Origin of the sequence: Thioclava sp. F42-5 (genome assembly GCF_002213195.1) — a bacterium.
In the GTDB taxonomy this organism is placed as follows: domain Bacteria; phylum Pseudomonadota; class Alphaproteobacteria; order Rhodobacterales; family Rhodobacteraceae; genus Thioclava; species Thioclava nitratireducens.
Window position 1 is genome coordinate 1,082,873 of record NZ_NBNZ01000001.1, and the last position, 14,761, is coordinate 1,097,633.

Annotated in this window: 15 protein-coding genes and 2 pseudogenes; 11 read left to right on the top strand and 6 right to left on the bottom strand. The window is 61.3% G+C overall.

Translation table 11 applies throughout. The features are described from left to right. From B6V74_RS04965 to B6V74_RS04980, 4 genes are read left to right on the top strand one after another with little or no spacing between them, the layout of a single operon-like run. Entirely contained in the window at positions 1 to 777 is a 777-nt protein-coding gene (locus tag B6V74_RS04965; protein WP_088722121.1) for an ABC transporter permease, read from the top strand. A 29-nt stretch (positions 778 to 806) separates the two neighbouring features. After that, the gene (locus B6V74_RS04970; RefSeq protein ID WP_088722202.1) at positions 807 to 2,042 is read left to right on the top strand and encodes a diaminopropionate ammonia-lyase; all 1,236 of its coding nucleotides are present in this window, start codon (positions 807 to 809) and stop codon (positions 2,040 to 2,042) included. Beyond that, complete coding sequence (locus B6V74_RS04975; RefSeq protein ID WP_088722122.1) at positions 2,039 to 3,310, top strand: Zn-dependent hydrolase; 1,272 nt, start codon at positions 2,039 to 2,041, stop codon at positions 3,308 to 3,310. The genes B6V74_RS04970 and B6V74_RS04975 overlap by 4 nt, the downstream gene beginning before the upstream one ends. After that, positions 3,307 to 4,221 carry an N-carbamoyl-D-amino-acid hydrolase gene (locus B6V74_RS04980; protein WP_088722123.1) on the top strand — a complete coding sequence of 305 codons (915 nt, stop codon included), beginning with the start codon at positions 3,307 to 3,309 and terminating at the stop codon, positions 4,219 to 4,221. Before B6V74_RS04975 ends, B6V74_RS04980 begins: the two co-directional genes overlap by 4 nt. 92 nt (positions 4,222 to 4,313) lie before the next feature. Here the strand turns inward: B6V74_RS04980 and B6V74_RS04985 are convergent, their stop codons facing one another. Further along, positions 4,314 to 4,538, bottom strand: a complete 225-nt coding sequence (locus tag B6V74_RS04985; protein ID WP_088722124.1) for a hypothetical protein — start codon at positions 4,536 to 4,538, stop codon at positions 4,314 to 4,316. Between the two features lie 298 nt (positions 4,539 to 4,836). Here B6V74_RS04985 and B6V74_RS04990 point away from each other — a divergent pair, with 298 nt between their 5' ends. From B6V74_RS04990 to B6V74_RS18735, 3 genes are all read left to right on the top strand, one after another. Further along, positions 4,837 to 5,031 carry a hypothetical protein gene (locus B6V74_RS04990; RefSeq protein WP_088722125.1) on the top strand — a complete coding sequence of 65 codons (195 nt, stop codon included), beginning with the start codon at positions 4,837 to 4,839 and terminating at the stop codon, positions 5,029 to 5,031. A gap of 7 nt (positions 5,032 to 5,038) precedes the next feature. After that, positions 5,039 to 5,353 carry a hypothetical protein gene (locus tag B6V74_RS04995; RefSeq protein WP_088722126.1) on the top strand — a complete coding sequence of 105 codons (315 nt, stop codon included), beginning with the start codon at positions 5,039 to 5,041 and terminating at the stop codon, positions 5,351 to 5,353. Between the two features lie 788 nt (positions 5,354 to 6,141). Beyond that, positions 6,142 to 6,330, top strand: a complete 189-nt coding sequence (locus B6V74_RS18735) for a hypothetical protein (protein ID WP_146694516.1) — start codon at positions 6,142 to 6,144, stop codon at positions 6,328 to 6,330. A gap of 19 nt (positions 6,331 to 6,349) precedes the next feature. Here B6V74_RS18735 and B6V74_RS05005 read toward each other — a convergent pair whose 3' ends face one another. From B6V74_RS05005 to B6V74_RS05015, 3 genes are read right to left on the bottom strand one after another with little or no spacing between them, the layout of a single operon-like run. Beyond that, on the bottom strand, positions 6,350 to 7,108 hold the full coding sequence (locus B6V74_RS05005; RefSeq protein WP_088722128.1) for a glycosyltransferase family 25 protein: 759 nt from the start codon (positions 7,106 to 7,108) through the stop codon (positions 6,350 to 6,352). Then, positions 7,105 to 8,151: a glycosyltransferase gene (locus B6V74_RS05010; protein ID WP_088722129.1), complete on the bottom strand. Its 1,047-nt coding sequence runs from the start codon at positions 8,149 to 8,151 to the stop codon at positions 7,105 to 7,107. The genes B6V74_RS05005 and B6V74_RS05010 overlap by 4 nt, the downstream gene beginning before the upstream one ends. A 1-nt stretch (position 8,152) precedes the next feature. Next, positions 8,153 to 8,869 (bottom strand): FkbM family methyltransferase, encoded by a 717-nt coding sequence (locus B6V74_RS05015; protein WP_088722130.1) that lies wholly within the window; start codon positions 8,867 to 8,869, stop codon positions 8,153 to 8,155. 468 nt (positions 8,870 to 9,337) lie between these two features. Between B6V74_RS05015 and B6V74_RS05020 the strand changes: the two are divergent. Then, positions 9,338 to 9,597, top strand: a pseudogene (locus B6V74_RS05020) (transposase); the annotation flags it as partial. A 243-nt stretch (positions 9,598 to 9,840) separates the two neighbouring features. On the opposite strand, the gene B6V74_RS05025 reads toward B6V74_RS05020, so the two are convergent. Then, positions 9,841 to 10,662, bottom strand: coding sequence for an IS110 family transposase (locus B6V74_RS05025; RefSeq protein WP_346425918.1), 822 nt, complete (start codon positions 10,660 to 10,662; stop codon positions 9,841 to 9,843). Positions 10,663 to 10,959: 297 nt separating this feature from the next. Here B6V74_RS05025 and B6V74_RS05030 point away from each other — a divergent pair. Further along, positions 10,960 to 11,702: pseudogene (locus B6V74_RS05030) on the top strand (integrase core domain-containing protein); the annotation flags it as partial. A 190-nt stretch (positions 11,703 to 11,892) separates the two neighbouring features. Here B6V74_RS05030 and B6V74_RS05035 read toward each other — a convergent pair. Continuing rightward, positions 11,893 to 12,117: a hypothetical protein gene (locus tag B6V74_RS05035; RefSeq protein ID WP_088722132.1), complete on the bottom strand. Its 225-nt coding sequence runs from the start codon at positions 12,115 to 12,117 to the stop codon at positions 11,893 to 11,895. A gap of 335 nt (positions 12,118 to 12,452) precedes the next feature. Between B6V74_RS05035 and B6V74_RS05040 the strand changes: the two genes are divergently transcribed. After that, complete coding sequence (locus B6V74_RS05040; protein WP_088722133.1) at positions 12,453 to 12,743, top strand: hypothetical protein; 291 nt, start codon at positions 12,453 to 12,455, stop codon at positions 12,741 to 12,743. Positions 12,744 to 14,221: 1,478 nt separating this feature from the next. Continuing rightward, complete coding sequence (locus B6V74_RS05045) at positions 14,222 to 14,761, top strand: DUF6634 family protein (protein WP_088722134.1); 540 nt, start codon at positions 14,222 to 14,224, stop codon at positions 14,759 to 14,761.

The window sequence follows — 14,761 nt, forward strand, 5'->3', positions numbered from 1 at the left end:
ATGTCGCGTCTCTCCACACTTTGGGTCTGGGCGGTCTTCGCCTTTATGTATCTGCCAATCGCGATGATCGCGCTGTTTTCGGTCAACGATTCCAAGATCATGTCCTTGCCATTCTCGGGCTTCACCCTGAAATGGTATGCCGAGGTGATGGGCGACGGACGCCTGGGCGGGGGCTTCCTGACCACGCTGAGCGTCGCTTTCCCCGTCGCGATCTGCGCGACGCTTCTGGGCGGGCTCGCCGCTTTGGCGATCAGCTTCTACCCGATGCGCGGGCGCGGCATCTTCGCGGTGCTGCTGCTCGCACCCTTCCTGATCCCGAAACTGATCCTCGCCGTGGCGCAGCTGATCATGTTCAACGAGACCGGGGTGGCGCGCAGCCTACTGACGGTGATCGCCGCGCAGACGGTGATCGTGCTGCCCTTCTCGACGCTGGTGATCGCCTCGGTGCTGATCCGGATCGACCGCGGGCTGCTGGAAGCCGCAGCCGATCTGGGGGCCTCCGCCCTCTCGGCCTTCCGCCGGGTAGTGCTGCCGCTCATGGCGAACGGGCTGATGGCGTCGTGGGTCGTAGCCTTCGTGCTCTCCTCGGCCGAATACGTCCTGACCGCTTTCGTTTCGGGCCGCGCGCAACCGCTTTCGGTGCTCGTCGCCTCCGACTTCCGCTTCGCGCTGTCTCCCTCACTCAACGCGCTCGCCGTGATGATCGTGTTCGGCAATATCGCCCTCGTGGCGCTGGCCGAGCTGATCCGCCGCCGCGCCTCCAAGACGGGGGCCTGAGCGCGATGACCAACCACAAGGACCCTATCATGATTTTCGAAAATGCCCTCGGAGAGGGGCAGTCCAACGAGCTCATTCTGAACCCGCATTACGACACCGCGAAAGGCTATGGGCCCAAGCAGGAGGCCGTTTTGAACGATGCGGCCTTCGATCTGGCCAAGCGCACGATTTCTTCGTGGGAAGGCTACGCGCCGACGCCCCTCGTCTCGCTGCCCGCGATGGCAGCGAAGGCGGGCGTGGCCGAGATCCAGTTCAAGGACGAGGGCGGACGCTTCGGCCTCGGCAGTTTCAAGGCGCTTGGCGGCGCCTACGCCGTGCTGCGGCTTCTGGCCCGGGAGATCGCAAAGGCGAAGGACATCCCTGAGCCCAGCGCCGAAGACATCGTCGCGGGCAAATATGCGGACATCGTCTCGCAACTGACCGTCTGCTGCGCGACCGACGGCAATCACGGCCGCTCGGTCGCATGGGGCGCGCAACGCTTCGGCTGCCGCTGTGTGATCTTCATTCACGCCACGGTCTCCGAGGGTCGCAAGGAGGCGATCGAGGCCTACGGCGCCGAGGTCCGCCGTTGCGCCGGCAATTACGACGACAGCGTCCGCGAGGCGCAGGACACCGCCACGCGCGAAGGCTGGTTCGTCGTCTCCGACACCTCCTATCCGGGCTATACCGAAATCCCGAAAGACGTGATGCAGGGCTACGAGCTCATGGCGGCGGAAGCGGCCGATACGCTTGGCATCCCGCCCACCCATATCTTCATCCAGACCGGCGTCGGCGGGCTGGCGGCGGCGGTCGCGGCGCAGTTCGCGCGCCGCTATGGCTCGGAAGCCCCACGGGTGATCCTCGCCGATCCCGACCAATCGGCCTGTTGGCTCGAGACGATCCGCGAAAGCAAACCCACTGCCGTCGAGGGCGATCTGGACACGCTGATGGCAGGTCTGGCCTGTGGCGAGGTCTCGCTGCTGGCCTGGGACGTGCTGGAGCCACTGGCTTTCGCGGTGATGTCCGTGGCCGACCCGGATGCCGTTGCGGTGATGCGCGCGCTGGCCAACCCCGAGGGGGACGATCAGCCGGTGGCCGCCGGAGAATCCGCTGTGGCGGGGCTCGCCGCCTTCCTCGCAGCTGCCGCGAATGACGACGCGCGCAAGGCCCTCGGGATCGACGCGCATTCGCGCATCCTGTGCTTCGGCACGGAAGGCGACACCGACGCCGCGCTGTTCAAGACCCTCGTCGGTCGCAGCGCCGCTGAAGTGCGAGGCGCGGCATGAGTATCACCATCGACATTGAGCGCCTGATGGCGCGACTGGACCGGCTGGGGCAGATCGGCGCCCTGTCCGGAGGCGGCGTGAAGCGCCTCGCGCTCAGCCCTGAAGACGCCGAAGGCCGCGCCCTCGTAATGCGCTGGATGCGCGAGTTGGGTCTCGAGATCACCACGGACGTCATCGGCAATTGCTGGGGCATCCGCGCGGGCGAGGAAGACGGCCCGCCAGTCGTGATGGGCTCGCATATCGACACGGTCGCGACGGGCGGTCTCTATGACGGCAGCCTTGGCGTGTTGGCCGGGCTGGAGGTGATCGAGGCGCTCAATGTCGCTGGCGCGCGCACCCGCCGCCCCGTTGCGGTCGCGTTTTTCACCAATGAGGAAGGCGCGCGCTTCGCCCCGGACATGATGGGCTCGGGGGTGGCGCAAGGCGCGCTGCCGCTGGACGAGATGCTGGAGGTGGAAGGTATCGACGGGGTGCGCCTGCGCGATGCGCTCGCCGCCATTGATGCCGCAGGCCCCGCCCCGGTCGGCGCGCTGAAACCGCACAGCTATCTGGAACTGCATATCGAACAGGGCCCGGTGCTGGAAACCGAGGATTTGGAGATCGGCGTCGTGACCGGTGTGCAGGGCATTTCCTGGACCGAGATCACCGTGACAGGCGCCTCGGCCCATGCGGGCACGACGCCGATGGCGCTGCGCCGCGATGCGGGGGCCGTGATGGCAAGGATCGCAGTCGAGGCCCAGCAGATCGCTGCAGATCACGGGCCGCCACAGGTCGCGACCGTGGGTCGCATGCGCGTCTCGCCCGATCTGGTCAACGTGGTGCCGCAAGAAGCGGTGATGACCGTCGATCTGCGCCATACCGACGAGGCTACGCTGCAAAAGGCCGAGACCCGGCTTTGGCGCGCAGCGCAGGAGTTCGCACGCGCCGGGGGATGCGCGATCACCCGCCGAACGCTGGCCCGCTTCGCGCCGGTGGAGTTCGACCCGGCGCTGGTCGACCGTATCGCAGCTGCCGCCGAAGCACGCGGGCTGCGCCATCGCCGAATGCCTTCAGGCGCAGGCCATGATGCGCAGATGTTCGCGCCCAATTGCCCCTCGGCCATGATCTTCGTGCCCTCAAAGGACGGGATCAGCCACAACATTCACGAATATACCGCCCCCTCGGACATCGCGGGCGGGGCACAGGTGCTGATGGATGTCGTCTGCCAGCAGGCGGAGCTTCAGGACGCGCCCGAATTTCAAACGATCCAGACAGGACAATTGCCATGACCCGCAAATTCATTGCCGCCGCCGCACAGCTTGGGCCGATTGCGCGTGACGAGCCGCGTGCCTCTGCCGTGGCGCGAATGCGGAAGCTGTTGATCGAAGCCCATCGGCGCGGCGCGGAACTGGTCGTCTTCCCCGAACTGGCGCTGACCACCTTCTTCCCGCGCTGGCTGATCGAAGACGAGGCCGAGCTCGACAGCTTCTATGAAACCGAGATGCCGAGCGCCGAGGTTCAACCACTGTTCGACACCGCCCGCAAACTCGGCGTCGGCTTCTATCTCGGCTATGCGGAGATCGCCTACGAGAACGGCCAGAAGCGCCGCTTCAACACCTCGATCATGGTCGACGAGAGCGGCCAGATCATTGGCAAATACCGCAAGATCCACTTGCCCGGCCATCCGGAATACGAAGACTGGCGCCCCTTCCAGCATCTGGAGAAACGCTATTTCGAACATGGCAATCTCGGCTTCGGGGTGTTCGACGGCTTCGGCGGCAAGCTGGGCATGTGCCTGTGCAACGACCGCCGCTGGCCCGAGACTTTCCGTGTGCTGGGCTTGCGCGGGGCGGAACTGGTGATGCTGGGCTACAACACGCCGGTGCACTACCCGCTCGCGCCCGAGCATGACCACCTTCAGGACTTCCACAACCACCTGTCGATGCAGGCAGGCGCTTATGCGAACGGGTGCTGGGTGATTGGCACGGCGAAAGCGGGGCGCGAAGAGGGCTGCGACCTGATCGGCGGCACATGCATCATCGCGCCGACCGGCGAAATCATCGCCAAGACCCAAGGCTTCGGCGACGAGTTGGCCATGGCGGAAATCGACCTCGACCGCTGCCGCGAGCTGCGCGAGAACGTCTTCAACTTCGCGCTTCACCGAGAGCCGGACGACTATCGCGACATCTGCGCGGGATAAGAAAGTGGTCGAGTGTTGGGACTATTGATCAGCGCAGCGGCGCATTCGAGGCGGCGGCGGACTGTTTCGCATACGCCAAACTGCGCTCGCTTTCAGGTCGCGCCACTCGAAGGATCATCCCCCGCGTCGCGGTCTTTATCCGCCTTTTCGCCGAAATAGGCATCGCCGGACAGAGGCTGCGAATTGAACCAACGGATGTCTTCCGTGCTCAGGCTCGCCACATCTTTGATATACCGGCGCTCACGCATCACAATCCAGAAGGCCGCCACAGCGAACACGCCCATCAGGATCATACCAGCTGTCACATTCCAGTCCATATCGCGCTCCCTAACCTTGAATTAGACCGAAGAGGGTAACTAAAGTCAAACGGGACTAAGGTTATCGCTTTACCAGAAGCACCTTCAGGAGGCAGCGCAGGAAGGCCGATCCTTGCCGGTTTCCGCCGCAGGACCGAGGGCAGGTCACCTGCCGTATCGGCACGTCCGCGAGAACTGCTATAGCTGCTTACAAGGAGCGCGCCGTCGCGCAGCTCAAACGAGCGCAGTCAGCTTCACTGATCAAACGAGACAAAGCCTACGCTTTCAGGCTATAATTGATTTCTACGGAGGACCGCCGATGGAAGATCTTTACAGGAAACGGCAAGAAGAAAAGGCGCGGAGCCGCGCGAAGGATGAAGAACGTCTGGCTAAGGGCGAGGTCGATCCTGTCGAGTTGCAGCGTCAGAATTTCGTGTTCAAGAAAGTCCGAGCCGACAAGATCGGCTTCGTAAAGAACCGCGAGCCGAAATCCGTCAAATTCCTGAGCCTTTGAGGCTGTTATGCCTATCGATCAGGAACTGGCTCGAGCGAGATCCCAACAGCCAAAGCTCGTAGGCGAGCTGGAGGCACTGCTGCGAGCAGGCAATCCAGACCTCAACCTCTTCGTCTCGGCTCTCGCCCATTATAGCGAGCCTGGATTGGCCCACCTCCATCTCCATGGCGTCGAGGGTGACCGCGAACTTAGATCCCGGCTGATGAAATTTGCGACAGCCTGGCTTCTGGAGCGCGGCATTTCGATCGAGCTTCAGGAGGGACGCGACCTTTATGACATTCGTCCATGGCGCGAGGCCCGGAACTTCAAGCCGTCAAGCTGAACCTGGGGTGGGATGCAGCCGCCGCTTACAGATGTTCTACAATCCAAAGCGCAAGCACGCCCGAAATGGAAGAAATCACTTGACGGACGGAGACCCGTTACCGGTGTCCTGAGCCTACAAATAGGGAAGGAAGCCATCGTCCGTCACGCCATGAGAGGCGCAAAGAGAGGGAAAGGCGCGTGCGGTTCCCTGAAGCGGTAGCATTTGCTTATGCCATGGATCGCCCCTGAGTATCGGCATCACGATCACCTGGACGGCCATAGAGACGGCAGGTGAACGCAACGAAGGCCAGTGCCTCGGGCGCGTTGAATGGGATCGGGAAAGATATGCCCGCGAGGAGCTGGCGCGTCTGTTTCACTCTGAGGGAGTGCCCTTTGTCGGCCTTTGGTGGGCGCGGGCATGGGTTAGCAGGTTCACCTGTCGATCTTCTGGCCCTCATACAAGTGACCCAGCTCGTCGCCTTGATTGAGTGCGTAAGCGGCAGCTCTGCGGACTCTGTGTTGAAGCCCTACGCGGCGGACCTTGTAGCTGGTTCCGTCTGTGGCGGCTGGCAGATCAACGTGAACAACCGAGACCGGGAAGGTGCCCTTGAATGGGCGGAACACATCGCGGCCCAGCACGCCAAGCCCCCGCCCCGCCCAAGATCAAGAGAAAGGCATTCGGCATATCCCAAGCCATACGAAAAGCGGCCCAGGAGCGCGAGAGGCCCGACGGTTAAATATGACACTTACACTGCCAAGAAAAAACGGAAAGCCCCTGAGAGGCCCGCATATCGCCACTAAGCGGCAATGAAAGGACCGGCATGGGAAAGATTGAAAGGCCAAAAGGAAGATCTCGGAGGTCGGGTAGGCCCGCACAAAATAGGCATCGCTGTGCGGCAGATCTATGACGAAAAGTACGCCTTTCTGCGCGACACCGCCGATGACGAGAACAGCCTCACCGAAATCTGCATGCGCATCGCCAAACAGCGGGGTTGATGCCCTGCCGGCGGTGGCCTCAGCCGCCGCCCAGAAGCTTGAACCGGCTCGCGATCAGTTTCTCGCCCCAGAGCCGGCCCTGCTTGCGAAAGAAATACGCCGTGCTGCGCTGATGCTTGGCACGGTTGCCTCCGGATCGCGCGGAGATGTCGCTGTCGAACCGACCCGCGTCCACCAGCCGGGGCACCGTTGCAAAACCCTTGTTGGACCGCGTGAGCACATAGCGCATCATGTTGTCTGCCGGACAGAAGAGCGTGCCGGCCGCGTCGAGATAAGCCTGCGCACCTACCTGGCTCCAAATCATCGCGTGCGCCAGCATCGGGAAATAATGCGCCCGCACGAGGCTATGTCCGGCGATCCGCGCCACTTCCGTCGTAATCTTGGGCTTGCGCGCGCCGATATTGATCGCGTGCCAGTCGATCGACGTCTGGTCCAGCCAGTCTAGCAATGCATCGAGCGGAGCCTGCGCGCCGGCTTCAAAGGTGATGTCATCCTCGAAGACGATGGCCGTTGGCGCTCCGCTCTCCACGAAGGCGCGCAGGGCGCGGCAATGGCTCTCGTAGCATCCGATCTCGCCGCCGGTCATCGACCGGCCCAAGTAGCGCCGCGTGCGCGCGTCATCATAGGCTGGGTACATATCGGGCGCGATCTGCCGTCCGTCCATGCCGTCTATCCGCACCGCCTCGATTCCGTGCGATTCCAGTTCGGCGCGGGTATGAGACATGCGATCCGGCGATTCCGCGAGGTTGATGACATATCCCGTCGGCCGTGTGCTCATGACTGCACCTCACGCGGACCATTGCGAAAGAGATCGGCATAGGCGGACACCACGGCATCCACGGAAAACATCTCGTCCAGCCGTGCCTTCGCGTTTTCAACATAGGCCCGCCCCTGCTCCGGGTTGTCCCGGATCGCGATCAACCCGGCGGCCAATGCGTCGATATCGTCGATCTCGGTCAGGATCCCGTCCACCTCGGGCCGCATGTACCAATCCGGCCCTTCCGAGCGCGTGGATACCGAGGGTACACCCGCGCGCCATGCCTCCAGCAGCATGTTGCCCAACGGCTCGTGCCGGGATGGCATCATGAAGGCGTCCGCGGCGGCGATGTGATGGATCGCCTCCGGAACCCACCCGATGAACTTAACGCGGTCGCCCACGCCCAGGTCGGCCACCAGCGCGCGCAGGTTCTCCTTCTCCTCGCCCTCGCCCAGCAGCCACAGCCACGCACCCGGTACGCGCGCAACGGCACGGATCGTGGCGTCCAGGCCCTTGCGCGGCACGAACCGACCGCCGGCGACCACGAGAAACACGTCATCCGGCGTGTCGTGATCCGCGCGCGAAACCGGCTGCACCGCGACGGGACGCGGAAAATTGGAGATCGTTCGCGTCTCTTTCGTCCAGCCCAGTTCGCGTACCTGGTCTGCGATGGCGGGCAGGTTGCCCACGATCACGTCCGTATTGCCGAAATAGCGCAACTTTAACGGGAAATCCCCCAGCCGCGTGATGCGCACCGCCTTCGGATAGTCGGGGATCAACCGGCTCGCGCGCGGCATCCACGCCATAATGGCATCCGGCTCCCACCTGCGGCAGAGCTTGCGTATCCGATACTGCATGACCCCGGTGGCAGCGATGAAATGCGAAAAGTTGCCCTCGATCACCGGTCCGAGTGCTGCGATGTCCGCGCTCCATGTCCGATTCGGGCGCACGATGAAGCGCTGCTCGATTCCCCGCTGCGAAAAGGCCTGCGAGAGTGCCACAAAAAAACGCTCGGCACCGCCTTCTTTGCCGAAATGAATATGGAGAACCTTGAGATGCTCCATGTCAGGCCGTCCGCGTCAGAAGGACGTTCTTCTGGAAATCGGCTTCTACGGAGAACCCCTGCGCCGTCAGTCCCGAAATTAGCGCGTTGATCTTGTCCTTGCCCACGATATGCGGATGCGTCTCAAGGATAATGCAGCGCACGCCAGTCAGATTAGCGGCCGGCAGCAGGTCCACCTCGGCGCCTTCCACGTCTATCACGAGGACCGTGGGCGCTAGGTCACGCAGCACTGCCGCGATCGTTACGCTTTCGACGGTGACGTGCTGCCCGGCCACGTCGCGCGCATAGGCGGAGGATGAAACCAAATTTTCGGCGGCAAAAAACGAAAGCGCTGAGCCATCCGTCGTCACTGCGCGCATTTGCAGCTGCGGCGCCACGTCGTTCAGCGTGTAGGTTTCCCGGATCAGCGAATCCATCTTCGGGTTGGCTTCGAAGGAAAAAACATTTTGCGAACCGCAGATCTTCGCGCAGAGCGCGGAAATGAAGCCGGTGCCCGTGCCGATCTCCACCACCCGGTCACCCTCACGCAGGGCGTGCCGCACCATGACCGCCTCGTTCGCCTCGTACTGGCCGGTGAAGACCCCGTTACGCACCGTCTTGGGAACCCGGTCCGCCGCGGTCGGCACCACGACACCGTAATGGGTAAGGTGCGCAGGCCGTCGTGCGCGGTACCACAGGCGGCGAAGCGAGCGGTACGGGTTTTTCTGGGGAGCCTGCATATCGGTGTCCGGAACCTCGTGTCTTACATAAGTTGCTGCGGCTGCTTTTCAGCATACACCGACATTCCCCAAGTGACCTGCTGTCTGGGACCAATATCGCCTGAACCTTACCTTTGGACAAGCATTTTTCGCCCCGAGCGACACGCGCCAGACAGGCCGGTCGACATGACTGGGCATCGAGTCCGTCGACCCCGATGACCGCTGGAGAGGTGGAGCCCTTCTGCCGCGAAAGCGCGGCAACGGCGTGAGAGTGAGAGACGGTCAGCCCAGTTCTAGGGGCCGCCTCTTTTCATTTCACACGCAATCTCCCTGGTCGGCTAATCGGCGAAATCTGGATCTGAGCGACCATTTCCCTTTCTTCCCTACAATCCCCACCAGAGCGGGGGGTGCTCTGCCCCCTGAGAACTGGATCGTTTGAAGCTGGAGTTTTCGGCTAATTTTTCCTGGCTGGGAGAGGAGCGGAATCGCATGAAGGCATCGAAGTTCACGGAGGCGCGAGACAGTCGTTCATCCTGAAGCAGGGCGAGGAAGGCACGCCGGTCGCAGAGATCTGCCGCAAGGCCGGGATCAGTCAGGCGACCTACTTCAACTGGAAGAAGCGATACGGCGGGTTGCTGCCGGACGAGATGCGGCGGCTGAAGCAGCTCGAGGACGAGAATGCCCGGCTGAAGAAGATCGTGGCCGACCTGACGCTCGACCGCGAGATGTTGCAGGACGTCATCCGCCGAAATGTATGGTTCGCCCCGCCTGTGCAAGGTTCTTCCTGATGACGTTCAGGATTGCATAAATGTATCCGGCCTCTCGCGAGTGGGCTGGTTTTCCAGCCAGGCCATGATGAGATCCGCACGCGCCGTTCCCAATTAGCTTGTTCGGGCACGGAGCCCGCTTTCGGAACGGGTTTACAGCGCGTCGACCATCCTTTTCGTCATCATTTCGAGCCTCGCATTCTGATCCTGGATTTCCGGATAGGTTTAGACGCAGATCCCTTCGGGAGCGCGCCGTTCGTATGTGGCCCCAGGTTTGCTGAGCACAACCCAGATTACCCTCGCCAATTTAGCGGCCAGTGCGACAGTTACCTTGTTCACGTGCATCCTGGTTCGGAGTTCGTCCACCCACAGGCCAAGCCGGTCCTTGGCGCAATCGAGATGCATCAAGACTGACCGGGCGCCGTGGATTAGAAGCGTTCGGACATAGCTGCTCCCGCGCTTCGCTATGCCGAGCAGCGTCTGTTTTCCGCCAGTAGAATGTTGCCTCGGCACAAGTCCCAGCCAAGCAGCAACATCTCGTGCTTTCTTGAAGCGCGTGGGGTCACCAATGGATGCAAGGATTGCCGTTGCCCAAAGTTGGCCGACACCAGGAATGGTCATTAGCCGACGCGCAGTCTCATCCCTGTCTGCGATGTTTTTAATTTCGGCCGAGACACTGTGGATCCGCTCTTCAAGGCGGAGCAAGTCTTCCTGCAGTTCACGCAAGACAATCCGCGCTCGCTCAGTCAAATCGTTTTCGGGATTATCGATCGCGCGGGCGATATCAAGCTTGAACACCCCGGCGCCTTGGCGAAGCGCGACGCCGTGTTCCAAGCAATACGACCGCATCTGACATATGAGATTGGTCCGTCCCTTCACAAGCCGACTGCGAACACGATGCAGCATCTGCAAATCGACCTGATGTGCCTCTTTTATGCCGACGAACCTCATCGTGGGTCTGGTCGCAGCTTCCGCGATCGCCTCAGCATCAATGATGTCGTTCTTGTGCGACTTTACGTAGGGCTTGACGAATTGAGCCGGGATGATGCGGACGTCATGGCCGAGCTCCCGAAGCTTCCGGGCAAGCCACTGCGAACCCGGACAGGCTTACATGCCTACGAGGGTCGGGTCTGCCTGCGCGAAGAACTGAAGAATTGTGTCGCGCCGCAGCTTGGCCTTCTGGACAGGGGCGCCCGAGGCGTCGAGGCCCACCACGTGAAAAAGCGTCTTGCCGATGTCGACGCCGAAGACAGCGCAGGTTTTAGGGTCGATGTGCATCTTCTTACCTCTCAAGTTGAAGTCGAACGATTGTTGCCCGGGGCGGCGGGGCGAACCATCCCATTAGCTCTGAGGCCTGTCCGGAAGCGACAGCTGGTCGACGGGATGCTGGTCGATTGGGGCGTGTCGATCCGCCGGGCCTGCCGGGCTCTGCGGTTCGACACCTCGACCTACCATTACAAATCCCGCCGCACCGGACAGGCCGGTCTCGAACGACGGATCAAGGAGATTTGCGAGACCCGTATTCGATACGGCTATCGACGGGTGCATGTGCTGCTGCGCCGAGAGGGTTGGCAGGTGAACATCAAGAAGACCCGCAGGATTTACAACGAGTTGGGGCTTCAGTTCCGCAACAAGCGCCCCAAGCGGTGGGTGAAGGCAAAGCTGCGCGAGGACCGTCAGGAAGCCGTCGGCCCGAACGATGTCTGGGCGATGGCCTTTGTTCACGATCAGCTTGCGACCGGCAAGAAGCTCCGCATCCTGACCATTGTCGACACCCATTCGAGGTTCAGTCCGGCGACCTCGATCTCTGGGCCTATGCCAACGACGTCATTCTGGACTTCTCGCGGCCCGGCAAACCCACCGACAACGGGTTCATCGAGGCGTTCAACAGCAAGCTCAGGGCGGAGTGCCTGAATGCCCACTGGTTCATAAGCCTTGCCGACGCCCGCGAAAAGCTGGAGGATTGGCGTCGACACTACAACGAGGACCGACCTCACAGCGCGATCGGATACAACGTCCCGATCGCCATGCATTTTCCCGATGGCGCAGCCAGCCCCGCCATCGTGATCAGAGCCGGGGAATTCTAGCTTCCGGTGATCCAACCTTGGGGAGCGGAGCACAAACCTGCAGACTCTCGTTATGAACGAGGGACCCAAGGGGCAGGTCAGGCTCTCAAGCGAGAAATCCGCCCGCAACTGCGCGGCGGCTTGCATATCTGCGAGAAGATGCCTTCTGCGAGGTCACAATGCTAAGCGTCCGACGTGATCAGCATCGCTTTCAGGTCGAGCCATTCGAAGGATCATCCCCGTCGTCGCCGTCTTCATCCGCCTTTTCACCGAAATAGGCATCGCCGGACAGAGGCTGCGAATTGAACCAACGGATGTCTTCCGCGCTCAGGCTCGCCACATCTTTGATATACCGGCGCTCACCCATCACAATCCAGAAGGCCGCCGCAGCGAACACGCCCATCAGGATCATTCCGGCTGTCACATTCCAGTCCATATCGTGCTCCCTAACCTTGAATTAGACCGAGGAGGGTAATCAAAGTCAAACGGGACCACGGTTATCGCTTTACCAGAAGCACCTTCAGGAGGCAGCGCAGGACGGCCGATCCTTGCCGGTTTCCGCCGCAGGACCGTAACCGCGCCTTCGTCGTCAGGTTTGTAAGCGTGGCTACAGTGAAACTCGCGCCGGCGAAATTTTCTCTGCCTCCCAAAAAATCGAAAACCCGTTTTTTCACCCCCGGCACCTAGACTGAATGCATCGCCAGATCCGTTCCGGATCGCCCTACCCGTTCCCGTCGAGCCTCGCTCGCGCGGCCTCAGGAGATGCATGCCATGGCCCAGCGCCCCTTCACGCCGAACATGCGAAAATCTCATCGCGTAACTGGGTTCAGCAAGGCCGATGAAGAGCTTCTCGCGCGGCTCGTGAAAGCCCGACTGCACGTCGCCGAACTGATGCTGGAAAGACCAATTTATGCTCCGATTTTCGAGAGACTGGAGCGCGAAATCGCGGCAATCGAGGCGCGCCGGATCGAAGATCCTCTGGCCCGCGCGAGAGCGATCCTGCGTGGACTGCCAAGTGACGCGACCTCCCCGTCAGAAGACGATACCCTGGAGCCTTGGTAAGTCTGACTGGCGCACCCGTCGAAGGGCGAGAATCCCGAATGCATCGGGCAGCTCAGTCGTCATGCGAAAAGCGAAAGGCAAAAATCCCCAAAAGCCTTCTAGCCAAGAAACATGAAGCGAAAATGCACAAAAATTCAAAATGAGCATCGGCAGATTACCCTGCGGCAGCGCCAAGCATGCAGAAAATCGAGAACATCCGCGAACGCGTGCGAAAAAAGATTTGCGAAGGCAACTCGGCGATGCTTTCGACAGAATGGGACAGGCGTCCCCGGAAACGATGCGAGCCTTCGACAGCCGCAAGCGATCGCCCCCAAGCGACGAAAGGTGCAGTGACACTCAGCAACCGCACCCCGGACGCAAATATCGAAGCTGGGCAGTGCGTATCGAGGCGGTCGGCTCCGTGACCCGCCCGAAAATTCACGCTCGCACCGTGCGAAAAAGCCTGCCCTCGTTGCTCATGCGAAAAACGAACGGCGAACGGGCCCGGCTTGGACAAGCTTTCGCGAGCTTTCTTTCCCGCCCTCGCCGCCGCCACAGTCTCTTATCACCCTCCCCCTTGTCACGGTTCAAGCTCCGCGCCGAGCGTCTTTGGAAGTTGCAAGGCGTAAGGACGGGCGAGAGCCGGCTAGTCTAGGGAGATCAATGGATAGCACCGCAAACTCAGCCAGGCTTCTCAGCAGCCAGCCAATCGGACGTAATTTTCTGAAATTCTTGGAAGGCGACCCGCTGCCTGTTGCCCGGTGCGAAAAACGAGCATGCCACCGCGCAGAGACTAAAAGCCGGCGGGGACGACCGGCCTAGGTGCTCAACGCCATCTCGGGCGGTTGACCCACCGATTCGGCACCGACCTACGAACGTGGTCGTAATGACTGAGAGACAATGGACCTGCTAGCGGTCCAGGGCCGGGCTACGGGCCCCGCGCAGCCTCTCGAGACCCCTTTTTTGCAACAGCTTGTCACATGCGAAATTCCTTCCCGCGACAGGCCTGTCAGGTCCGACGTGTTCGTGGGAACGCCTTTGTTTATTGGATCCTAGCCTCATCCGGCGTCTACCAGAACGCTATGCGAAAGTCGAAAAACTCGTGCGAAAACATAAGGTTGCGAGACGAATGGCAAATATTGCCGCTGGTGTCTTCCGGCGTCATAGGGTATTTCTGAGTTAGACCGACCCACCGCGTAACCCTTAGAGGCAACCCGATGTAAACCAGCCTGACAATGCCGCTTTAGCGGCTCACGCCCTCAGCGGCTCGCGCCCTCCTTGCAGGACGCGTTCCAAACCAGACATCGAATATTCACACCCGGCATCCGGGTCGACATGCTGTCGGCCTGCGCCTTTCGCCATGGCTGATAACCTGGACACTGCACAGTCCGGGGCCGGTCGGCTCATGCCGAAAACCTAAATCCGCACGCGCCTCACCAGTAGCAACATTGCTACTCAGGGCGCCAAACAATGTCAATGAGTGAAGGACGACCCTGCCCATGACAAAGACCAAACTGGCACTTCAGCCCTACTTAGAGATCATTTCTGAGCTCCCCAACGTCAACCTTCCTGGGATGCTTGATCTCGGCAGCACCCAGCAACTCATTCGAGAACATCCGGCGCTTGCTCCGCTCCTGCAGACCTATCTCGCCGATCGCGCTCTCGGCGGACAGGGTGGATCGATCGGAGATGGTAGGTTCGACAGCAACAGCTTTCTCACCTGGGTAGTTGAGCTAAGCCGACTCAGACCCTCGATTGCCGATCTGGAGACCGCGCCACTCCTCGACCCATGGTGCCCGATAGTCGAAGACGACGTGCCCCTGCTTGTCGGGCAGGTCTTCGGCCACCCGCATCTGCGTGAGGGTGCGCGGGTTCGAACTTCGCCTCTCATGAATCTCCAGCCGAAGTCGGGCTGGGCTCGAAGTTGTAACCGCTTCTATCGCTTGGGCTTATACGATCCAAGTTTCCTGAAAACCCTGCAAAAAGATGGACGCCTTTCTACGAGCGCAAAGCTCCTGCGCGCCGATCGGAGATCCTGA